The following is a 22365-nucleotide window of genomic DNA, read 5'->3' as shown; positions in this document are numbered from 1 at the left end:
TAAAACCGTTAAACATTATCGTTCATAGGTTATTTCAGTTTAGGTAATAACAGTGTAGGGTTAACAGGCGCTACTATCTATTAGTTCAGTTTCTCTCTAACCCAATCCATAACGCTTGCAAGCGCGGCAGGGAGTTGGTCCGGTTGTGTACCCCCTGCTTGGGCCATATCCGCCCGCCCACCGCCTTTGCCACCGACTTGTTGTGCAACAAAATTCACCAGCTCACCCGCTTTGATCTGACTGGTCAGGTCAGCACTCACACCGGCAATCAGCGTTATTTTCCCGTCTTCAACGGTACTCAGTACGATGGCACAGGTTTTCAGTTTATCTTTAAGCTGATCCAGCGTTTCGCGCAAGGTTTTAGCATCGGCATTTTCCAGATTGGCGGCCAAAACTTTGATGCCTTTTATATCCTGTGCTTGCACAGCCAGATCATCGCCTTGTGAGCTCGCAAGTTTGGTTTTTAACCGCATCAGTTCTTTTTCGGTTTGCCGCACATTGTCGATGATTTGGGCGATTTTTTGTGTGACTTCCTGAGGGTTGGTTTTTAAGCTTTGCGCGATTTCCAGCAATTGTGCTTCGCGTTGCTGCACATATTCAACGGCTGCTTTTCCGGTGACTGCTTCAACACGCCGGATGCCTGCGGCCACGCCCGATTCCGTTACAATTTTAAAGAAACCGATTTGTCCGATTTGCGATACGTGCGTCCCGCCACATAATTCCGTAGAAAATTCACCCATACCAATGACGCGCACGACATCCGAATATTTCTCGCCAAACAGCGCCATGGCGCCACGTTTGATCGCATCATCGTATTTCATGGTTTCAGATGCAACGACCCAGTTGTGTCGGATCTGTTCGTTGACCAGGCGCTCTGTTTCGCGTAACTCATCCACTGTCAGCGGCGCATTGTGGGAAAAATCAAAACGCGCGCGATTGGCATCCACTAATGAGCCTTTCTGCGTTACATGATTTCCCAGCACCTTGCGTAGCGCAGCATGCAATAGATGCGTAGCTGAATGATTGTTGGCAGTGCTGGTGCGGGTTAACGGATTAACCTTTGCCAGCACAGTATCTTTGATCACCAACCGCCCGCTGCGTAATAAGCCCTTGTGGCCAAACACACCCGCTTGTATTTTCTGGGTATCCGCTACAGCAAAGGTACCATTGGCTGCCAGCAACTCGCCACTATCGCCGACTTGTCCGCCGGATTCTGCGTAAAAGGGTGTCTGATCCAGAACAACTAAAGCCTCGTCACCAGCTTCGATAAAATCTACCGCGCTGCCCTGTTTATAAATGGCCAGAACTTGTCCTTCATGCTGCAGGGACTCATAGCCATAGAAAGTGGTTTGACTGCCATTGTATTCAATACCACCCTCTTGCATGGTGAACTTGTTAGCTGCACGCGCCTGTTCACGCTGACGCGCCATAGCCTGCTCAAATCCAGCATGATCGATGGTAATGCCGCGTTCACGGCCTATGTCGGCAGTCAGATCCAGCGGAAAACCAAAAGTATCGTAGAGCCGGAATGCTGTTTCGCCATCGAGTACTTTTATTTTACGGCTCAATGCTTCTTCCAAAACTTGCATGCCGTGTTCCAATGTTTCAGCAAAACGTTCTTCTTCTTGTTGTAATACGGCTGCGACACGTGCCTTTGCTGCAACTAATTCTGGATAGGCTTGGCCCATGACTTTACTTAAATCTTCTACCAGCTGATAAAAGAAAGGCTGTTTCTGTCCCAATTGATAGCCGTGGCGAATGGCTCGGCGGATGATGCGCCTTAATACATACCCGCGACCTTCACTGCCTGGAATGACGCCATCAGCAATCAGGAATGAACAGGCGCGGATGTGATCGGCAATGACTTTTAATGAGTTATCGGCAAGATCTTCCGTGTTGGTTGCACGCGCAGCGGCTTTAATCAGGCTTTGGAATAAATCAATCTCATAGTTACTGTGAACCTGCTGCATGACTGCAGAAATCCGCTCCAGTCCCATGCCGGTATCCACTGACGGCTTGGGCAGCGGGTGGAGTGTGTCCGCGCTGTCACGGTTATACTGCATAAACACCAGATTCCAGATTTCAATGTAACGATCACCATCGGCATCGGCAGAACCAGGCGGCCCGCCTTTCACCTCTGGGCCATGATCATAAAAAATCTCGGAGCAAGGACCACAGGGACCGGTATCGCCCATTTGCCAGAAATTATCCATGGTAGCAATACGTACGACTCGGGACGGATCGACACCGATTTCATTCAACCAAATATCTGCAGCTTCATCATCTTCTGCATATACGGTTACCCATAGTTTTTCGCGTGGAATTTTGAGTGAAACGGTGAGAAATTCCCAGGCAAATTGAATGGCATTGCGCTTAAAATAGTCGCCAAAACTAAAATTGCCCAGCATTTCAAAGAATGTATGATGCCGTGCGGTATAGCCAACATTTTCCAGGTCGTTATGTTTGCCGCCCGCTCGGACACAGCGTTGCGAACTGACTGCACGGGCATAAGGCCGTTTATCCTGACCTAGGAACACATCCTTGAATTGCACCATGCCCGCGTTGGTAAACAAAAGTGTCGGATCATTACCCGGCACTAAGGGACTGGATGCGACGATGGTGTGGCCGTGAGATTCAAAAAATTCAAGAAATTGTTGTCGTATTTCGCTACTTTTCATATTTTTTGCTGTTGCTCGTATCGTTCCAATTCGGTAACCGTCAAACCCATAGCTTCGCCGTTGATGATCGCCAGAATTTTGACTCTAACCCGGATAGTGATTTCCTCGTTCATCTTGGGCAAATCGAATTCTGTCAGAACTGGAATTTCCCCGCTTTTATCTTCCAGCACATAGGATTTTAGATTGACCAGCGGCAGGCGCGTGGGGTTTTTTGCAATGCCTCTCAATTTGACTTCCTTTCCGTCAAAATTCACTGGCGATGTATTGATATCGTTAATGGATACTATTTCATTCGCACTGGCATGATTACCTATCAATACGATTGCCAGTATGAGCGTCATCTGCACAAGCAGCTTTTTCATGAATTCTCCTCTTCAGCTTGCGATAAAACTTGTTGTATTATTTCCATTGAGAAGCCTCTACTCATCATGAAACGCATTTGCTTACCCCGCTCTTCTCTTGTATTGGGTAATTGGTCAAATTTCTTTTGCCAGATTTTAAACGCTGTATCCAATTCAGTTTCCTTAAGAACTGGCAAAATATTGTCAATCAACTGTTCGTCAATGCCTTTTTCTTTCAACTCGTAAACGATACGTTGACTGCCAAACCGCGATCTGCGCGTGCGTATAACTTGTTCAACCACTCGTTCAGCCGATAACAAACCGTTTCGTTCTAGCTTATCCAATACGTTGGATATAGCTTCCGGTGTGGAAAATCGCGCGTAAGCAGAAAGTTTTTGTTCGAGCTCTGAACGAGAGTGTTCTCTTTGTGCCAGATAACGTAACGCACGCAATTCTAGAGGAGACCGGGTATCCACACAGTTTATTTTTCTTTATCTGCTTTTTCTTTATCTGCTTTTTCTTTCTCGACTTTCTCTTTTACAGGTCTGGCCTGATCCACAATGCCTACAATCGAACGGATCTTTTGTTCAATTTCATGGGCTATTTCTTTATGTTCCTTCAGGTATTCACGCACATTGTCCTTGCCTTGGCCGATTTTCTCACCTTTGTAGGCATACCAAGCGCCCGATTTGTCGATGAGCTTATGCAATACACCCAATTCGATAATTTCACTATCACGGGAAATACCTTCGCCATACAAAATATCGAAATCAGCTTGTTTGAACGGTGGAGCTACTTTATTTTTAACCACTTTAACGCGCGTTTCATTGCCAATTACCTCTTCACCTTTTTTGATCGACCCGGTGCGGCGAATATCAAGGCGGACGGAAGCATAAAATTTTAATGCGTTGCCACCCGTCGTTGTTTCTGGGTTGCCGAACATAACGCCGATTTTCATGCGAATTTGGTTAATGAAAATAACCATGGTATTGCTGCGTTTGATATTTGCGGTCAGTTTGCGCAAAGCTTGTGACATTAATCGTGCTTGCAATCCCATTTGAGGATCACCCATGTCGCCTTCTATTTCTGCACGTGGCGTGAGTGCTGCGACTGAATCCACCACGACAATATCAACTGAGCCGGAACGCACCAGCATGTCGGCTATTTCTAACGCTTGCTCACCGTTATCGGGTTGAGAGATCAACAATTCTTTGACATTAACACCAATTTTCTGCGCATATTGCGGGTCCAATGCGTGCTCTGCATCAATAAATGCTGCGGTACCACCCATTTTTTGCATCTCTGCAATGACTTGCAATGTCAGCGTAGTTTTACCCGAGGATTCAGGCCCATAAATTTCAATAACCCGGCCACGTGGCAACCCTCCCACACCGAGTGCAATATCAAGTCCCAACGAACCGGTAGAAACAACCTGTATATCATAGGCGACATCGTTTGCGCCCAGTCGCATGATTGAGCCTTTACCAAACTGTTTCTCAATTTGGGCTAGTGCAGCATCAAGCGCTTTACTTCTGTTTTCGTCCATGATTTTTCCTGTTAAGAGTCAATCAAATTATCGCATAACCTGCACTGGTTCAACGTAACTTGTTACAAAGTTGTTTAGCTCCGCAAAAATTACCGCAGTAAAAAACTCGAGTATCTGGCCAGCCTACGATATAATCGCATGATGTCTTTGAAGTGGCAGATATAAATACGTCTCTGCATTCAATAAATTTTAATTGGTAACAAAGGGAGAATAGCTATCCGAGTCATTTTATTAGGTGGCCCTGGTGCAGGGAAAGGCACTCAGGCCAATTATATTAAGGAACATTTTGGTGTTCCACAAATTTCTACAGGCGACATGTTGCGTAGCGCTGTTAAAGCAGGCACTGAATTGGGTGTCATGGCAAAAAAAATAATGGATTCAGGCGGATTGGTTTCTGATGATATTATCATTAATTTAGTCAAAGAGCGTATTGCGCAACCCGATTGTGTAAATGGTTTTTTGTTTGACGGGTTTCCACGCACAATCCCTCAAGCCGATGCCATGAAAGCGGCTGGTGTCCCGGTCGATTTTGTGGTTGAGATTGATGTTGCAGATGCTGAGATTGTTAAGCGTATGTCGGGCCGCAGAGTCCATCCAGCTTCAGGCCGCACTTATCATGTGGATTTTAATCCACCTACAGCACCCGGTCGGGATGATGTCACAGGAGAGCCGCTCATACAACGCGATGACGATAAGGAAGAAACAGTCAGGAAACGGTTAGAAGTCTATCATCAGCAGACTGAACCCTTAATTGACTATTACTCAAAGTGGTCGGCAAATGGCGAGAAAGGTTCGCCGCACTATATCAAAATAGCTGGAATAGGTACGGTTGAAGAAATACGTGATCTAATTTTTGCAGCATTAAAGTAAAAAATAAAATATAACCAACCTCATTCTTTGGTTCAAATAACAGAAATGGAAACTCAGGAGAGCGATAAGTCGCGCCTGAGTTTTTGTGCGTACAGATGAGTAGAATCCAAATAGTTTACTTACGATTTGATCAATCAGGAGAAAAAATATGGCAATTAAAAATGCATTTTATGCCCAATCCGGCGGCGTAACGGCTGTAATCAACGCTTCGGCCGCGGGTGTTCTAGAAACAGCGCGCCAGCACTCTGATAAAATTGGCAATGTCTATGCAGGTCGCAATGGGATTATCGGTGCGTTGACCGAAGATTTGATTGATACCAATGCTGATTCAGCAGCAGCGATTGCTGCGCTACGTCATACCCCGTCAGGTGCATTTGGATCGTGCCGCTACAAATTAAAGAGCTTGGAGCAAAATCGACGCGAATACGAACGTCTGATCGAAGTATTCAAAGCGCATAATATTGGTTATTTCTTTTATAATGGCGGCGGTGATTCTGCGGATACCTGCCTTAAGGTTTCACAATTATCCGATACGCTCGGCTATCCCCTTCAGGCGATTCACGTTCCCAAAACGGTTGACAACGATTTGCCAATCACAGATTGTTGCCCTGGTTTTGGCTCTGTCGCCAAATATATCGCGGTATCCACACGCGAAGCGAGCTTTGATGTAGCCAGCATGTCTAAAACATCAACTAAAGTTTTTGTTCTGGAAGTGATGGGCCGCCACGCAGGATGGATTGCCGCAGCGGGCGGATTGGCTTCGAGTCCAGATTGTGAAATTCCAATAATCATTTTGTTTCCAGAAATTACATTCAACAAAGAAAAGTTTCTTGCCAAAGTGGATCGCTATGTCAAGGAATATGGCTATTGCTCAGTCGTCGTATCTGAAGGTGTTAAGGGGGAAGATGGTAATTTTCTTTCCGACCAGGGACTGCGTGATGCCTTTGGGCATGCACAACTAGGCGGCGTTGCACCGGTGGTAGCCAATATCATCAAAGATGGTTTGGGATTGAAATATCATTGGGGTGTTGCTGATTATCTACAGCGTGCTGCACGGCACATTGCTTCCAAGACCGATGTGGAACAAGCTTATGCAATGGGTAAAGCGGCAGTGGAATATGCTATTGCAGGACATAACTCAGTCATGCCAACGATAGTTCGTCAATCCAATGCACCTTATAGCTGGACGGTGGGCATGGCTAAGCTTGCTAATGTAGCCAATGTCGAGAAAATGATGCCGGCTGATTATATCAGTGAAGACGGATTTGGCATTAGTCAGGCTTGCCGCAAATACTTATCGCCACTGATTGAGGGTGAAGATTATCCACCTTATAAAAATGGATTGCCAGATTATGTGCGGTTAAAAAATGTAGCGGTTGAGAAGAAATTGGGCGAGTTCAAAATTTAAGGAATAATTTGGATTGGGAGCGACGGGTGTTGTAATGGAGTCAAACAATAGCGCACAAGTCGTATAACAATCTAAATTTCATTAATATTTGATACATTCTGGGGGCAAGAACATATAAAATACGTCCTCATTGTATTTAGGTTTTGAATAAGTGAAGTGTTTAATAATGTGGGATTAATTAGGCCAATATTCCACATACGATTTTGATGGTCTGACTTTAATTGGAGTTCTTTATGGCTAACGGTTTTATTATCGCAATAGGTAGCGCGATTATAGCCCTGATATTCAGTGGTATCTGGATTAGGGGTATTTATGTTCAATCAACTGGTAATCAGCGTATGCAAGAAATTGCTGCTGCTATACAAGAAGGAGCATCTGCATATCTTAAGCGCCAATACATGACTATTGGTGCCGTGGGTGCGGTTTTATTTGTTGCCCTTGCAATAGCGATCAGTTGGGATACAGCCATTGGTTTTGCTTTGGGTGCTGTGCTCTCTGGTGCTGCCGGTTTTCTTGGTATGAATGTTTCAGTTCAATCGAACGTACGTACAGCGCAAGCTGCAACTGTCGGTTTGAATGAGGCGCTTGCCATTGCCTTCCGTGGCGGCGCTGTCACTGGAATGCTGGTAGTCGGTTTAGGCTTACTGGGTGTTGCAGGTTACTGTGCCACATTATTTGATGGTGCGGATCCCAGTCAACCGATTAGCGATGTGATTAAACCTTTAATCGGTTTTGCATTTGGCGGATCACTGATCTCTATTTTTGCTCGTTTGGGTGGCGGTATTTTCACTAAAGGCGCTGACGTAGGTGCTGATCTGGTCGGAAAGGTAGAAGCCGGTATTCCGGAAGATGATCCACGGAATCCAGCGGTTATTGCCGATAATGTGGGCGATAATGTCGGTGATTGCGCAGGTATGGCTGCTGATTTGTTTGAAACCTATGCGGTAACAATCATCGCCACCATGATTTTAGGTGCCCTACTGTTTTCAGCGAATACAATTGATGCTGTGATTTATCCATTAATGTTAGGCGCCGTTTCCATTATCGCGTCAATTATTGGTTGTTACTACGTCAAGATGCGCGAAGGTGGCAAGATCATGAATGCGCTCTATCGTGGCTTGGCAGTAGCGGGAGGCATCGCTTTATTTGCTTATCTCCCTGTAACTGTTTGGTTCATGGGCGATATGTCTCTTGATATTGATGGCACTGAAGTAGCTGGTGGCATGCTGGTTATGCGTATATTCCTGGCTGCAACGATCGGGCTGGTGCTTACGGGACTCATGGTTGTCATTACTGAGTACTACACTTCAACGGATTATCCACCGGTACAGCATGTTGCTGAAGCATCAACTACCGGACATGCGACTAATATTATTGCTGGTTTGGGTGTTTCAATGCGCTCAACCGCTGCACCTGTATTAGCTGTTTGTATCAGTATATTGCTAGCCTATTCTCTAGCAGGCTTATACGGTATTGCTATCGCTGCAACAGCGATGTTATCCATGACGGGTATTATTGTAGCGCTTGATGCATACGGTCCAATTACTGATAATGCTGGCGGTATTGCCGAAATGTCAGAAATGCCAGATTCAGTTCGCGCTATTACTGATCCACTGGATGCAGTTGGCAATACAACCAAAGCAGTTACCAAAGGTTATGCAATTGGTTCTGCTGGTTTAGCCGCTTTGGTATTATTTGCTGATTATACGCATGCACTAGAACATGCTGGACATACAGTAACCTTCGATTTATCCAATCACATGGTGATTATTGGTTTGTTTATCGGCGGCATGATTCCTTATTTATTTGGTGCCATGTCGATGGAAGCTGTCGGACGCGCCGCAAGTTCAGTGGTTATTGAAGTGCGTCGTCAGTTCAAAGAAATTCCTGGCATTATGGAAGGTACAGCCAAGCCGGATTATTCGCGTGCAGTGGATATGCTAACCCAAGCAGCAATTAAGGAAATGATGATTCCTTCATTATTGCCTGTACTGATTCCACTCTTAGTGGGTGTGATTCTGGGACCGCAAGCTTTAGGTGGCGTACTGATGGGTTCTATCGTAACCGGTTTATTTGTGGCAATTTCCATGACAACAGGTGGCGGTGCTTGGGATAACGCGAAGAAATATATCGAAGATGGACACTTTGGCGGCAAAGGTAGTGACGCCCACAAAGCATCAGTAACGGGTGATACAGTCGGTGATCCTTATAAAGACACTGCAGGTCCAGCAATTAACCCGCTGATTAAAATTATTAACATCGTGGCACTATTGATTATTCCACTGTTATAAATATACTTTTCAAGTTTCAGGTAATCTTAAAAGTTAAAAGCACACCAGTTTTTCTGGTGTGCTTTTTTTATTTGATAGAACTTACTTAAATTCTTTGGAATCTGGAAGCTAGCTTAAGCATATTCTTTCATCTGAGGATTCGAGAAACCAGTTCATACCATACTAACGGCCTCAAAGAGAATTTTTACTTGCAGAATGTAACGGGGATACCTCCAATCATAATTGTTTTACAAATAGTGGCCGTTGCCTTAGCAACCTTGGCAGATGGAGCAACTGATTTAGTAGTATGATCCTCCACATGTTCAATCATGCTGATTGTTATTGTTTGAATTCCTGTAGCTGTAGTAGTAATAGGATGAGCAGGATCCCGTTTACTATCAGTGACGCCTTCCCCTTTCAGTTGATGAATTTTGCCATCTGCATCAATGCAAAGCATTACCATGACGTCACTGATACCGGCTTCTTTCAGAGCATCTGATGCTGCGGATGGAATACTTTTTAGTTTAGACATTTCAAGGTTCCTTTTAAAAATTTAAAGTAAGACGTACAAAGAAAGTACGAGTCGGAATGAAACGGGAAGAAGTTATCATTTCATTTACCTGAAAATTGTAGCTGCGGTAAAAGAAGTTTTCATCGCTGAGATTTCTGCCTTCGAGGCTAAGGATACCTCTTCGATTTTGCAGTCGATAACCAAGAGCTGCATCAAACAACACAAAACCATCGTTCCCTTCTTTAAGTGAAGAGCCCGCTAAACGTTTTAGGTCTTGCTGCACAAAAGTTGTGCTGAATCTGCTGAAAATACCATCCGGGTGGAAATAATTAATCGTGAGCGGCGCGCTTAACGTATGAATCTGATATGGTTTCTCACTACCCCCTATTTCAATTGCGGCGCGTGAGAATTGCTCAAGCTGAAATTCCCCATTAACTGCCCAGCGTGCATGTGGTAACCAGTAAAGATAAGAGCGATACAGTCTTTCCTGTTGCTGCTCATTTGCCAATATTCTCATATCACTATTTACGAAAGAAACTTTCAAGTCCCGATCAGAAGCTTCAATACCACCATAAATATTTTTGCTAAAACTGGAATCTAATCCAACACCCATTCTCCGTGATCGTGTTCCATTCGGATCATCGAACATTTGATTAAACCCGGCCACTTGCGTTGGTTCCAGTGTTTGATTAGCAATCAAGGCAGATTTAACGGTCTCAAACCAAGCAAGCCGCAAACGAAGCGCATCGGTGATATTCCACTGCAATCCAAATTTTGGATTAAATGCATCAAATCTATAATCGATACCATCTTTAAAAGCATCGTAGCTTAAACCGAAGGTAGTATTAATCTTTCCATAATAATTCATATTCGAGTAGACATAAGCATTCTCTCGTTCGCGCTTAAAGGGTATTACTGAAGAACATACCTCTCCATTACATCGCTGTTTAGCATCAATTTGATAAGTTCCTCCGCCAGTTATTAAATTGATATACTTATCTTTGAATAAATATTGTCCTTCTATCTGATAGCCTTGATCTTTTTGGTTTACATTAAATGCGGGAAAAGTGGTATCAAGAAGAGGATAAAACTGAGCTGGCATCGCTTGACCTTCGCGACGATCTATATAAATACTTGAAACCAGGAAATCCTGCTTGGGAGACAATGAATAGCGTGCGCCCACGCGTGCAGAGTCCTGCTCCAGGCTTCTCCGGTCTTGTGTATGAATTTTCATATCAAAATCAAGTAATAAGTCCCCCTGCTCCGTGTTGCGCCGACGGATTTCTGCTTGCATATTCAATTTCGGAGTTACTGCAAACTGTACAAAAGCATTATAGATATTGTGCTTTTGGTCATTATTCGGGCGAAAACCATCAGATTGGAAATGATATTGACCGACACTGACCGAAGCACGGTCATAGACTGCCGAGAGCGTCGCTTCATTACCAAATGTACTGTTACTGCCGGCAATACCGGAAGCAACCAATTGGGGTCTGTTACGCTCCATCAGTGGCGCAAACTCATTAAAACCAGTCCTTGCCGGACCGGTGCCGGTAATAATGTTGAGATCTGCTACCGCCAGATGGGGCTGCACAGGATTGACATTGACTGGCTGTAATAGCTGGGCCTGTAACAACTCACTGACACGCGCCACTTCATGCCGAGGAATATTTGCATAGGCATCCGAAAGAAAACGATGCGCTGAATGATTGGCTGGATCAATGCTCAGTGACTTTGCCGTTTCCACCAAAGCGCGTTTTTCAAAACCCAGGTTATCGTAAATCCTTGCCAGACTCGAGCCGCGCGCTGCCTCATCTTGATCCAGCAAAAATTTTGACCGGTATACTGCACGATTGTTATTGAGTTCTATGGACTTTTGTAAATCTTTTAACGCTTCGATGGGCCTGTTTTGTGTTTGTTTTTGAATGGCATCATAAAACCAGGGAGTTGGATCATTGGGATCTTTCTCTTTTGCTAGATCAAATTGTGTACCAGCAAGCGGATAACGTTTTTCCTCAAAATAGGCTTTGCCAAGATAACTGCGAATCAATGAGCTGGCTGGATCCAAACTGACTGCAATTTCCAACTCAATACGACCGGCTTCAAGTTTGCCTTCACGAATTAACGTTAAACCCATACCCAGTCTAGGCATAGGATCGGCCTGGTCTAGCGTAATAGCTTCAGAAAACATGATTTTTGCTTGTTGCGTATGAATTTGCAGTAAGTGAGCAAAACCTAATACCGTCTTTGTCCTCGCCAAGTCAGGATTCAGAGCGACTGCCTGATGTGCGGCTTCCAGTGCGCGATCCAGGTCACCTACGGACATTTGCAACTTGGCTAATCTTGCCCATACCAGCGCATTTCTCGGATCTATCGCGACGGCTTCCTGAACGCTTGCCAATGCTTCTTCAATCTTAAAATGTGCCTGCTGTACGTAGGAAAGCGCAAGTTTGGCTGAAGGAGAGCTTGTATCCAGAGTGATTGCACGTGTGGCAAGCTCAAGTGCATGTTCTTTGTCATTCTGGACGATTGCGATCATTGCTAATAAGGCATACGCATTACTATTTTCCTGTTGTATTGTGAGCGCTTCTGCGATACTTGTTTTGGCTTCACTGGCTTGACCAACTGCGAGCAAAAGCCCGGCCCGGTATAATAGAAGATTAACAGAGTAATCATGTGCTGAAATGGCATCGAGCAGGGATAAAGCCTCAAAAACATTTCCTTGCCGGTAGAATTCAATCGATTGCTTTAATTCCGGCTGCACTGTTTGCGTTGTTAGTCCATCAAGCTGATAATTGATAATGATTGGATAGTACAAAGCCCACTGGACGGAATCAGTCGGATTAATGCTGCCTACTTTCTGTGGCGCGGCGTTGCGGATGGTAATAGCTGCTTCATGATCGGAAAGAGTAAGATTGCCTTGCTCATTACTGGCGGTCACTCGTCCCTCATAAATGACCAGTTTTGTGCTGTTCTCATCCACGCCTACAAAAAACTCAGTGCCATCAACGCCTGCATTAACAAATGGCGTTCTAACCTTGAATGGCTTGGGAGTGCGTGTAATGATGTGAATCGCGCCGGAAAATAAATCCAGAAGCGAAGCCGCTTCGTTGTCTTCCGATTTTGGGAAAGTAATGCTTGTTTTTTGATCCAATCTCAGCACACTTGCGTTGCTTAACAAGAGTGCTGCCCGGCTATGTGAGCGCGCACGCACGGTATCCCCCGGACAAATGGCAGTATGCATCGCCGTTTGTTGCCAGGTTGTCTCATGGGCACGGCGCAATTCAATAATTCCTTGCGCTGAAATGACTTTTGCCGCCGCTGACTGACAGAATTCTGTTGCATAGGTTTTATCAATACAACCCCAAAAGATGAGTAAGAATAATACAATCAGTGGCATCGCTGAAGTATTCTGGTCGCTTAGGTTGTTGTGCTCAATTCTCTGGCAAATTCTCATTTTCTTATTGTTCTTCCAGATTCTGGAGTGCGTTCTGATGCGCGATTCTCAGTCTGAGGGAAATCGTATTTAGAATTTTGATTCAGACAGAGTTTTTATTATACGAGAGAAATAACCTTGGAGCTAGCTTGGATATCTATTGATTGATATAAATCAAAATGATATGGGATTTAGAAAATTAATTTCCACCTCTTTCTCAGATTAGGGTGCAAGAGTGCATTGAATAAAATATTGCAAAACGCTATTTATATTAATCCTGGTTATTTATTTTCAATGCGTATGGTTGGATCCCAAGAATCTGATGGTGGAAACAATTTATTTTGCTGACAAATTTTTAAAAAATAATGCGCCGGACCGTCCTCTGGAATTATGTTGAGAATTTCCGAGAAACCATTGCAGGCCTCGATCCATTGTTGGTTTTTGTAAGCGTGTAATGCACGGGCAAACACATTACATAGCCACAATTGCTGCTGACTCGCTGACTGCTTGCGAGCAACCAGTTCAGACAAGCTGACAGGTGAAGATTTTCCAACCAATAAAAAATCTCCTAGCGGGCGTATCAAGAATTCATTTAATCCAATTACAACTTCACTGGATACCAGCAAACGGGTGCCCAGGTATTTATTTACCCCTTGAATGCGGTTGGTTGTATTCACAATGTCACCGACTGCACGGTATTCATAATGTTGGAGTGCGCCGATATTGCCTAATAACATTTCACCAAAATGCAATCCCATGCGCGTGGGTAATTCTGGCTGGTTACCGGTGCGGTTGAATCGCTCAACGGCTTCAGCAATATCCAGACATGCTTGACAAGCCTCTTTCCTCAGGTCAGCAGTTGCAGAAGTCTTAGCCCAGATCGCCAGCATCGCATCACCGACGACATCTGAAACCGTGCCATTATGTTGCCTGACCGGTTCAAACAAGACGGCATAATATTCATTCATTAACTGCCCCAGTTGCCTTGGTTCAAGCTTTTCCGCAAGCGCTGTATATTTTTCAGCATCTGTGGCCAGACAAGCACCATAAACCAGTTGATTATTGAATGCCATAACGCCTGCATTTTTGGCGATATCATTGACAACACGTTCAGGCAAGAAGTACCCAAATGCTTCTTTTAGCTGCTGGCGTTCATGTTTTGCCTCGTAGTATTTAAGTATTACTGCGCCAAATAGAGCCACTGGCAACTGCAGGAAAAGTGGATTAACTAATGGTAACCAGATACTGGTTTCTTTGAAGTAATAGTATGTGCTCCCTGTATAGAAGAAAAGCAGAATGATGCTGGCAATGGCTGCTGTTTGATTAGGTAAGATCATGAAAATGATACCTAATCCGAGACCCAATAGAAATAAAACGCCTGCACTCCCTGTTAGCGGAAAAGATCTAATAGGCTTGTTCTCCAGCAAATTGGCAAATGCTGTGGCGGCAATTTCGACTCCACTGATGTAAAGTCCATCAGAATTGGAAAATACGGTGTGATAATCATCCCGTACAATATCCTGTTCAGGTTGAGTCGCTGCAGAGAAACCAACAAATACGATCTTATCCTTAAAATCTGGCCATTCTTCGGATTGTTTCTCCGTAATAGCATTTTCATTGCGTTGTAGCACTTGATGATAAGGTATTGTTTTAACGCTCCGTGGCGGGCCATAGAAATTCAGGTATCGCGTATCGCTTCCCGAATAGAGATTCAGCAGCGCTTGGATAATGTGTTTTTTTGTGGAATCCAGGCTCACATCACGGTTTAATTCTGTTTGCAGATTTTGAACTATCTGGGGTTGCTTAATAAATAGACTGCGCAGTGTGAAAATTAAATCCTCAATATCTAATGCCTCTTCACCGGTAGGCAAGTCTGCGGTATAAGCTGGATTTACAGTATGGAGTAGCCGGATAAAGTCATCATAAACCGGTAACGCATAGGTCTGTAAAACAACGGCTGGGATCGTTGGGATATCTCCTGCATCGGCCTTGAAAATCCAGTAATCATTGACTCTTTCTGTTTTAGGCAAAGGAAAGGGTGCGCGCGCCTTGATGGCATCAGCAATGATCGGCAGAAGCTGAATAGGCCCTTCTTTGATAATACGGTTATTACGCTGCCCGGTTGCATCTGTGTGTAGTGCGGTATCTTCATAAACCAATCGTTCAACCAGCACAACATTGCCCGCTGTACGCATACTTGAAGCCAGTCTCACATCATGCGCTGCTTCCATGCCCGGCGTGTCAAAAATTAGATCGAAAACAATGATGCGGGCCCCGGATTGGGTTAATTGCTCGATCAGCTGCGCGTGTAAGTCACGCGGCCACAAACGCGGGGTCATTGGTAAACCAAGCTGGGCTGCAGATGGCTGATCGATGGCAACAACCATCACATTGTCAGGTGCTGTCATGGCACCGCGTAAATGGAAAAGCCAATACAAGCCAAACTTCTCTTCCAGCCATAAGCCCGCAGGTGACAGGTGAACGATGACACCCAGTAAACCGATAAAAACGCCAAGAAGAAGGTGTTTAAGCCAACGGGTCATAGTTCCTTACTTACAGACATGCTTTTAATGAAGTCATCTGAAATGATTGTTATAGCAGATTAGCATTAAAAGACTATTTTGCAATAACCTCCGTTCTTTTTACTTGAAATGCTGTTAGAAAGACCCTCTAATTCCCGCAACAATAGCTCGCCCTGGCAAAGGTGCTGCATCTTTCAGAAACGAGGTATGTACACGCATATCGCTATCCAGCAAATTTCTGCCCTGAAGGAAAAGCGTATAGTGAACGGATTTAGCAAGTTTCATGTGATAGCCCATTTCGGCGTTCATCAGCGTATAACCGGAAGTTTCAGTTTCCAATACGGCTACGCGATCCTGGCGGGTCACACGTGTCAGATTGAAATTGGCTTGCCACGCATTTTTTCTGTAATCCAGATCAAAGCCGAAGCGTTGCGGAGTCAAGCGTGGGATATTGCCGTTATCCTTTAGCCTGCCATAAACGATATCGGTAAATAACCGCAAATTAAGCGTATCGGGTAATAGTGCAATGATAGCTTCGGCTTCCAGACCATAAAATTTTGCGCGCGTTTGTGAAAAATCCTGAACCAGAAAAGCACCATGCTTATCCAACAATCCTTCATCGTTAACCCTGTCCGCGAAACCGTCGCCATTGCTATCGCGGCTTTGCTGAAAAATATAATCATTGACGTAGTTATAGAATAAATTTACTTTCCCGGTAATCGTTCCTGTGGTTTTTTGCAGTGCAATGTCAAAGTTATTCGAAGTTTCTTTTCTCAAGGCTTGATCCCCTTGCTCAAAAGTATTGGTGGCTACATGCTTACCATTGGCATACAGTGCGACAGTATTCGGGGCACGTTGTCCGCGCGTGGCGGTCAAGTCGATCTGATAACCATCCATAAATTTCCAGGCACTTCCTGCGGATACGCTATACAAATTAAAGTCACGCGTTTGCAGCTGCGTGGCTTGCGGGTTATGGGCGGTATGTTCAAAACGCCCGCCCGCTTCAAACCGCCATTGCTGCCATTCACGCTTCTCAAGCATAAATAATCCGGCCGATTGCGAGAGGCTGGATGGCACGAAAGCTTCTTCGCCTTTGGCGGAAAAATTGCGATTCTGTAACTGAATGCCCATGACACCTTGCCACTGAGCGATCGGGGAATGGATTAGTTCGGCTCGGCTATCCAATTCGTTATTCTTAAAACGGCTGCCAGCATCACCGCTCTGTTCAAGCTCCTTGTGCTGGTAATCATTATAATTAAAGCGCATTTTGAGTTGCTGGAATCCTTTTAATGGATTATCCAGATCACCAGCCAAACCATAGCGGGTCTGACTCATGTCAATTTTTGCACCTTCCGGGCCGGGAATACCGTAAAAATTCTCCAGCCTTGAAACCGACATGCCCACAAAGCCGCGGTCACCCATATAGGAACTGCCCACCGATAAATTACTCGAATTGATCGCACTATTTCTGACAAAACCAATTTCACTGTTTGGATCATTGGGATTCGCACGGCCAGGAATATGAACATCATTGGTTTTTCTTTTGGCGCCTTCAATATTCCAGGACATTCTGCCCAAGCTGCCTGACGCATTGAGAGCGCCGTTGCGTTCTTCCAAGGCAGAATTGAAGCGTCCTTCAAAGTTTGCTTGCGGTGTCTTAAACAGGCGATCAGGTATGCGATCGTTGACGACATTCACCACGCCGCCGGACACACCGCTTCCGTACAACAATGTGGATGGTCCGCGTAGTATTTCGATGCGTGATGCATTTAAGGTTTCTGTTGCCACGGCATGATCCGGGCTAATGATCGACAGATCACCCGTACCAACGCCATTTTCTAGGACCTGTACACGAGGTCCGTCCTGCCCTCGAATAATTGGGCGGCCAGCCCCTGGTCCAAAGCTGCTGGAAGTCACTCCCAGTTCATGCGATAGCGTATCACCCAGATTGGTTTCCCGTTTCCGGCGCAGACGATCGCCTTGCAATATGATATCCGCCTTGATCCCAGACGATTCAGCCGAGCCTGAAGTTGGCGCAGTAATTTGTACACTCGGTAATTCGACATTCTTACTGACACCTTGTGCAGACGTACTGGATATCTTCAACAGGAAAAATACCAGGATAACCACTGTTGATTTAGATGCCAGCCATTTTGCATTAATTAATTTATGATCAGAATAATCCATACAGCTTTCCTAATTAAATAGGTATTTGGTGTGCAACTGAGTTGCATCAATGAAACTGATCAATCACATGCAATCAATAGATTGCTTAGCGACTGATTCAGATCAGGATTAGCCGTTTAAGAATCAGATGAAATGAAATGGAGGGGCACGTGAATGATAGGAAAGGATTCTGTTGTCAGAGTGATGCCTAACTGTCAGTAATGACAAGCGGTGACGTGCTATCGGACCAGCAAGGGAAAACCCGGAAGCAGCTAAAAAGATATTTAATGCAGTAAGGGCAAGACAATCCAAGCAGATTTCATCAAGGTCACCGCCATCATCAGTCTCGGCTCCAGTGACATCGAGCACATCGGCTTGTGCAAAATGTGTGAAAGCGTGCGCCATTGAAAAGACCGGCACAGACAATAATGCTAACGTCAAAATCAGAAATAAGCTTTTGCGTATCATTAGAAATTCAAACTGGTTTCCTAACCATAGAAGACCACTCGACCTTTTTTACTTTGTAAAGTGAATTTTTTAACTACAATCGGCACAAAGACCTTTTACCGTTAGCTCAATCTCCTGAAATCGATAGCCGATCGGTAAAGGCCAGCTTCGCTCAATCGGCAAAACATCCAGACAGATCATCTGCGAACAACAGGTACATTTGAAATGCGCATGTTGATGTGAATGCAACTCCCGGTTGGCATGATAACGCCAAACCCGGTCATCACTGGTTACTTTATGGATCAGATTTTTCCCGGTTAGCCACTCGAGCGCGCGATATAAAGTTACCCGATCCAGTCTCAATGTTCCCAGCAAACGCTGTTCAATTTCCCGGTGCGTAATCGCTTGTTGTTCTGCCAGCAAAACAGCCAGAATCCCAATTCTGCCTCCCGTTGCTCGTCCACCGCTATGCCGAATCAACTCTTCAGCGGTTCTATGAAACTTATTAAACATAAACATACTTAAATAAATGCAACAATGTTGCAACTATTGTATTGGAATGAACCGCGCGGCGCAACAAGCAATTTGTGTATTTCCGCTCATTTTTTGAATATTTTATGCCGCGTATTGCCACTTTGCTTCTGCCTTAATGGTCGCTCTTTTGATACCGAATGTCTAAACTTGAGCTAGCGCCTAATCACCAATGGATATTATTTCTCTACACGACTTTAAAGCCAAAACCTTAATCGGTATCTACCCGTGGAAGCGCATCGTTTTCCGCAAACGATTTCAACCTAAATTCCTCAGTTGAAGGCTCTTAAATCGCTCAAGAACCCTATTGATTAAGGTTCTTTGAAAGATACATGGCATCACCAATCAGGTGAGATTTTAGTGAAATAATCAAAATCTGCTGAAAGTGTTTTCATGCCTTGCTCTCAGCTTGTTTTCTGTAACTGAGGAGCAGTTAACATTTTTAGCCGGGAACCATTGATAGTATTAGATTACAGCCATTTTTATCCTAAATTACAACTAAGGAAATTAGGATTAACAAAATTATTGCGACCAGACCGAAAAATTCACAGATCCTCGGTTTCCCTCTACCCTCTTTGGCCATTGGAGTGACCTAACAGAGGAATTTAGGTTCAGTAACGATCAAGCCCAATCTGAATCTTTACACAACCACTAGACTACAAGAAGTAGTAAGAATAATCCTCAGAAGAAATAGCAGTTTGATACGCCTAAATGACTTCAGATCATTTGTAATAATTTATGGAGTAATCAGATAATATGTTGTATCGATTGTACCTGCCGCAGCAAATCCAGCACGCCGGATACGACAGGAGTCACAAACTCCACAAGCCCGTCCCAACTCATCAGCCTGATAACAAGAAACGGTTAAACTGTAATCAACACCCAGAGCGATTCCTTCCTGGATAATTTCTTTCTTGGATAAATACATAAGCGGTGCATGAATGGTCAGTTTTTTGCCTTCAATGCCTGCTTTGGTTGCCTGATTCGCCATATTCTCAAATGCCTGAATATATTCTGGGCGGCAGTCCGGGTAGCCGGAATAATCAACGGCGTTCACACCGACGAAGATATCCTGACTATTCAATGTCTCAGCCCATGCCAACGCCAACGACAGCATGATGGTATTTCTGGCGGGCACATAAGTGATGGGGATATTTGTACTCTCTCCTGAAGTTGGAATTTCAATTGAGCGATCTGTGAGTGCTGATCCACCAAAAATTGTCAGATCAAGTTTGATAATTTGATGGGTATGAGCACCTAAAGATTGTGCGACTTTCTTTGCTGCTTCTAATTCTGATCGATGCCGCTGGCCATAATCGACACTTAAAGCATAACATTCAAATTGTCTGTCTCGAGCTATCGCCAGCGTAGTCGCGGAATCCAATCCGCCGGATAGCAATACCACTGCTTTTTTCATAGACTAATCGGCATGTTTCATCTTCCCGGCCCTTCGCCCCAAAGCAATTTATGCATCTGAATCTGCATCCTTACCGGCAGGCTGTCGCGCAGTATCCAGGATGCCAGTGTCGCGGGATCCAAGCTACCATAAACGGGTGAAAGCAGGATTGGGCATGTTTGCTGCAACTGCCTATTATGAATGATTTCGCAAGCCCATTGATAGTCTGCTTCATCGCACAGTACAAACTTGATTTCGTCGTGTTGTTTCAGGTGAGCAAGATTCGACCAGTTATTTTTAGCCACTTCACCCGAACCCGGGGTTTTGATATCCATAACCTTGCACACACGCACATCCACTTTGGATAAATCCAATGCGCCGCTGGTCTCCAGTGACACGGAATACTGCGCATCGCATAATGCAGTTAACAAATCCAAACAAGCTTTCTGCGCTAAAGGCTCACCCCCTGTCACTGTCACATAATTCGTTTGATAGTGAGCCACTTGATTCAGGATTTTTGCTATCGATAGATTCGCTCCGCCGCTAAAAGCATAAGCGGTATCACAGTAACCGCAACGTAAAGGACAACCTGTCAAACGCACAAAAACCGTCGGCAAACCAACTCGGCTGGTTTCACCTTGTAAAGAATAGAAAATTTCACTGATACGCAAGGTTGCAGTCTCTAACGCTTGCATAATTGATGATCGCCTGGAGGAAGAAAAAGAAACAGATTATATTACTTTGAAGGTAATGCAGAAAACAACAATTGACTGGCTATTTGTTCAAGCGAGGAATTTATTTGATATTAACCAAGCGTTGCTTGGCTTTTTTTGCTGCTTCACTATTCGGATATTTTGCCAGAATATTTTCCAGGGTTTTCTTGCTTGCTTTGCTATCGCCCATTTCATGTTGGCTGCTGGCAATATTCAGGAAGGCATCCGGTACTTTACTGCTATCCGGATATGTGCTTATCAATTTTCTCTGAGCGTCAATTGCCAGTTGATAATCCCGCAGTGCATAACGGGCATTGCCAATCCAGTAAGCAGCCCCAGGCGCCAAACTGGACTGCGGATAATTCTCCAGGAAGCTTTCAAATTGTGCGATAGCGTTTGCATATTCACCGTTCTTAAATAGGTCATACGCTTCTTTATAGGCACTATTCTCTGCCGGGCCTGCAGGTGCCAATTCATTTGCTGATACCCTACCCGAATCAAGCGCACCGGAAGAAGCAGTTCCATCAGAAGATGAAGTTTCCGGTATTACTGCGCCAGCTGCTGGTGGCGCTGCTGTTTGTTCTTTGACTGAAGGCGTTGCCGTGGGAGTACTATCCGATATACTTGCTGGCGCTGCAGGGGCGGAAGAACCCTGTTTACCTGGCTGTTCAATCTGGCGCAGCCGATTGTCCAAATCAATATAGAAATCCCGCTGCCGCTTCTGTAACAAGGCATTATCGTTACTCAGCATTTCTATTTGTCCGTTCAGTTTTCCCAACTCAAGTCCAAGCGTTTCAACTTGGGCATAAAGCTCAAGCAACGCCTGGCTGTTCAGTGCTTGCTCCATCTTAGCAATACGCGCTTCCATTTCACTGACTTGCTTTCGTAATGCGGCAATCTGTTCGCGTGCTTCATCATCGCCAAACAAAGCTGCATGACTTACATTGCAGCCCAGCAGTAACAACAGTAAGAAAGCGCGTATCAGCATGTTTATTCACCCCGGTAAAGAATATCAGTGCGGCGATTCTGACTCCATGCCGATTCACCATGCCCCAATGCACGCGGTTTTTCTTCACCCAAACTGACAGATTCAATTTGTTCATCGCGCGCACCTGCTAAGGTCATCATATTTCTGACGCTATCGGCACGACGCTGCCCTAAAGCGAGATTGTATTCACGACTGCCGCGATCATCGGTATTTCCTTGCAGGATTACGCTGGCACTTGCATTGTCGCGCAAGAATCTGGCATGCGACAATACCAGCTCTCTGTATTCACTTTTAACGGTGTAGCTATCATAATCGTAATAAACACTTCGTTTGGACAAAATACTATTAGGATCCTGCAATTGACTGAAATAGCTGGGTCTAGCGGAGCCTGATCCCATCAAATCACTGCCCCCTGAACCGGCACCCGCGCCTGCTGTGAGATCATCAACCTCAGGTTGCGTGGTTTGACTTGCGCAAGCTGATAACAGCACAATCAATGAAACTCCTAATAATTTCCTCATTTATAACTCCTTTTCGTTAAA

General features: G+C 44.8%; 17 protein-coding genes. 3 read left to right on the top strand and 14 right to left on the bottom strand.

What is annotated here, in order from left to right:
• Positions 1 to 80: 80 nt before the first annotated feature.
• Genes alaS through recA form a run of 4 tightly spaced genes read right to left on the bottom strand, consistent with a single transcriptional unit; the run spans position 81 to position 4565 of the window.
• Positions 81 to 2678 (bottom strand): alanine--tRNA ligase, encoded by a 2598-nt coding sequence (gene alaS, locus NIT79A3_RS01200; RefSeq protein WP_013964450.1) that lies wholly within the window; start codon positions 2676 to 2678, stop codon positions 81 to 83.
• Positions 2675 to 3040, bottom strand: a complete 366-nt coding sequence (locus NIT79A3_RS01195; protein WP_013964449.1) for a hypothetical protein — start codon at positions 3038 to 3040, stop codon at positions 2675 to 2677. Before NIT79A3_RS01195 ends, alaS begins: the two co-directional genes overlap by 4 nt.
• Positions 3037 to 3495: a recombination regulator RecX gene (gene recX, locus NIT79A3_RS01190; protein WP_013964448.1), complete on the bottom strand. Its 459-nt coding sequence runs from the start codon at positions 3493 to 3495 to the stop codon at positions 3037 to 3039. The genes NIT79A3_RS01195 and recX overlap by 4 nt, the downstream gene beginning before the upstream one ends.
• Before the next feature lie 5 nt (positions 3496 to 3500).
• Complete coding sequence (gene recA, locus NIT79A3_RS01185) at positions 3501 to 4565, bottom strand: recombinase RecA (protein WP_013964447.1); 1065 nt, start codon at positions 4563 to 4565, stop codon at positions 3501 to 3503.
• 216 nt (positions 4566 to 4781) lie between these two features.
• On the opposite strand from recA, the gene adk reads away from it, so the two are divergent.
• The 3 genes from adk to NIT79A3_RS01170 all read left to right on the top strand — a co-directional run bounded on the left by adk (position 4782) and on the right by NIT79A3_RS01170 (position 9134).
• Positions 4782 to 5435, top strand: coding sequence for an adenylate kinase (gene adk, locus NIT79A3_RS01180; protein WP_041360033.1), 654 nt, complete (start codon positions 4782 to 4784; stop codon positions 5433 to 5435).
• 148 nt (positions 5436 to 5583) lie between these two features.
• Positions 5584 to 6843: a 6-phosphofructokinase gene (locus NIT79A3_RS01175; RefSeq protein WP_013964445.1), complete on the top strand. Its 1260-nt coding sequence runs from the start codon at positions 5584 to 5586 to the stop codon at positions 6841 to 6843.
• 233 nt (positions 6844 to 7076) lie between these two features.
• Positions 7077 to 9134, top strand: coding sequence for a sodium-translocating pyrophosphatase (locus NIT79A3_RS01170; RefSeq protein ID WP_013964444.1), 2058 nt, complete (start codon positions 7077 to 7079; stop codon positions 9132 to 9134).
• A 184-nt stretch (positions 9135 to 9318) separates the two neighbouring features.
• On the opposite strand, the gene NIT79A3_RS01165 is transcribed toward NIT79A3_RS01170, so the two are convergent.
• From NIT79A3_RS01165 to pal, 10 genes are all read right to left on the bottom strand, one after another.
• Complete coding sequence (locus NIT79A3_RS01165; protein ID WP_013964443.1) at positions 9319 to 9645, bottom strand: hypothetical protein; 327 nt, start codon at positions 9643 to 9645, stop codon at positions 9319 to 9321.
• 13 nt (positions 9646 to 9658) lie between these two features.
• Positions 9659 to 13024, bottom strand: coding sequence for a TonB-dependent receptor (locus tag NIT79A3_RS01160; protein ID WP_013964442.1), 3366 nt, complete (start codon positions 13022 to 13024; stop codon positions 9659 to 9661).
• Positions 13025 to 13341: 317 nt separating this feature from the next.
• Entirely contained in the window at positions 13342 to 15603 is a 2262-nt protein-coding gene (locus tag NIT79A3_RS01155) for an adenylate/guanylate cyclase domain-containing protein (RefSeq protein ID WP_013964441.1), read from the bottom strand.
• A gap of 114 nt (positions 15604 to 15717) precedes the next feature.
• Positions 15718 to 17769 (bottom strand): TonB-dependent receptor, encoded by a 2052-nt coding sequence (locus tag NIT79A3_RS01150; RefSeq protein WP_013964440.1) that lies wholly within the window; start codon positions 17767 to 17769, stop codon positions 15718 to 15720.
• 123 nt (positions 17770 to 17892) lie between these two features.
• Positions 17893 to 18216, bottom strand: coding sequence for a hypothetical protein (locus NIT79A3_RS01145; protein WP_013964439.1), 324 nt, complete (start codon positions 18214 to 18216; stop codon positions 17893 to 17895).
• Between the two features lie 69 nt (positions 18217 to 18285).
• Positions 18286 to 18708, bottom strand: coding sequence for a transcriptional repressor (locus tag NIT79A3_RS01140; RefSeq protein WP_041360031.1), 423 nt, complete (start codon positions 18706 to 18708; stop codon positions 18286 to 18288).
• A 754-nt stretch (positions 18709 to 19462) separates the two neighbouring features.
• Positions 19463 to 20143 carry a 7-cyano-7-deazaguanine synthase QueC gene (queC, locus tag NIT79A3_RS01135; protein WP_013964437.1) on the bottom strand — a complete coding sequence of 227 codons (681 nt, stop codon included), beginning with the start codon at positions 20141 to 20143 and terminating at the stop codon, positions 19463 to 19465.
• A 17-nt stretch (positions 20144 to 20160) separates the two neighbouring features.
• Positions 20161 to 20817, bottom strand: coding sequence for a 7-carboxy-7-deazaguanine synthase QueE (gene queE, locus NIT79A3_RS01130; protein ID WP_013964436.1), 657 nt, complete (start codon positions 20815 to 20817; stop codon positions 20161 to 20163).
• A 100-nt stretch (positions 20818 to 20917) separates the two neighbouring features.
• Positions 20918 to 21823, bottom strand: coding sequence for a tol-pal system protein YbgF (gene ybgF / locus NIT79A3_RS01125; RefSeq protein WP_013964435.1), 906 nt, complete (start codon positions 21821 to 21823; stop codon positions 20918 to 20920).
• 2 nt (positions 21824 to 21825) lie between these two features.
• Entirely contained in the window at positions 21826 to 22344 is a 519-nt protein-coding gene (pal, locus tag NIT79A3_RS01120) for a peptidoglycan-associated lipoprotein Pal (RefSeq protein WP_013964434.1), read from the bottom strand.
• Between the last annotated feature and the right edge of the window lie 21 nt (positions 22345 to 22365).

This window comes from Nitrosomonas sp. Is79A3, assembly GCF_000219585.1.
Lineage (GTDB): Bacteria > Pseudomonadota > Gammaproteobacteria > Burkholderiales > Nitrosomonadaceae > Nitrosomonas.
The sequence above is the reverse complement of the archived record's forward strand: the minus strand, read 5'-3'. Positions and strand labels throughout refer to the sequence as shown.

Bases quoted from the DNA above. Each gene is read 5' to 3' on its own strand.
- NIT79A3_RS01175 (WP_013964445.1), top strand. From the start codon at position 5,584: ATGGCAATTAAAAATGCATTTTATGCCCAATCCGGCGGCGTAACGGCT.
- NIT79A3_RS01150 (WP_013964440.1), bottom strand. From the start codon at position 17,769: ATGGATTATTCTGATCATAAATTAATTAATGCAAAATGGCTGGCATCT.
- NIT79A3_RS01195 (WP_013964449.1), bottom strand. From the start codon at position 3,040: ATGAAAAAGCTGCTTGTGCAGATGACGCTCATACTGGCAATCGTATTG.
- NIT79A3_RS01140 (WP_041360031.1), bottom strand. From the start codon at position 18,708: ATGTTTAATAAGTTTCATAGAACCGCTGAAGAGTTGATTCGGCATAGC.
- ybgF (WP_013964435.1), bottom strand. From the start codon at position 21,823: ATGCTGATACGCGCTTTCTTACTGTTGTTACTGCTGGGCTGCAATGTA.
- recA (WP_013964447.1), bottom strand. From the start codon at position 4,565: ATGGACGAAAACAGAAGTAAAGCGCTTGATGCTGCACTAGCCCAAATT.
- pal (WP_013964434.1), bottom strand. From the start codon at position 22,344: ATGAGGAAATTATTAGGAGTTTCATTGATTGTGCTGTTATCAGCTTGC.
- queE (WP_013964436.1), bottom strand. From the start codon at position 20,817: ATGCAAGCGTTAGAGACTGCAACCTTGCGTATCAGTGAAATTTTCTAT.
- NIT79A3_RS01170 (WP_013964444.1), top strand. From the start codon at position 7,077: ATGGCTAACGGTTTTATTATCGCAATAGGTAGCGCGATTATAGCCCTG.
- alaS (WP_013964450.1), bottom strand. From the start codon at position 2,678: ATGAAAAGTAGCGAAATACGACAACAATTTCTTGAATTTTTTGAATCT.
- NIT79A3_RS01155 (WP_013964441.1), bottom strand. From the start codon at position 15,603: ATGACCCGTTGGCTTAAACACCTTCTTCTTGGCGTTTTTATCGGTTTA.
- NIT79A3_RS01145 (WP_013964439.1), bottom strand. From the start codon at position 18,216: ATGATACGCAAAAGCTTATTTCTGATTTTGACGTTAGCATTATTGTCT.
- queC (WP_013964437.1), bottom strand. From the start codon at position 20,143: ATGAAAAAAGCAGTGGTATTGCTATCCGGCGGATTGGATTCCGCGACT.
- NIT79A3_RS01160 (WP_013964442.1), bottom strand. From the start codon at position 13,024: ATGCCACTGATTGTATTATTCTTACTCATCTTTTGGGGTTGTATTGAT.
- NIT79A3_RS01165 (WP_013964443.1), bottom strand. From the start codon at position 9,645: ATGTCTAAACTAAAAAGTATTCCATCCGCAGCATCAGATGCTCTGAAA.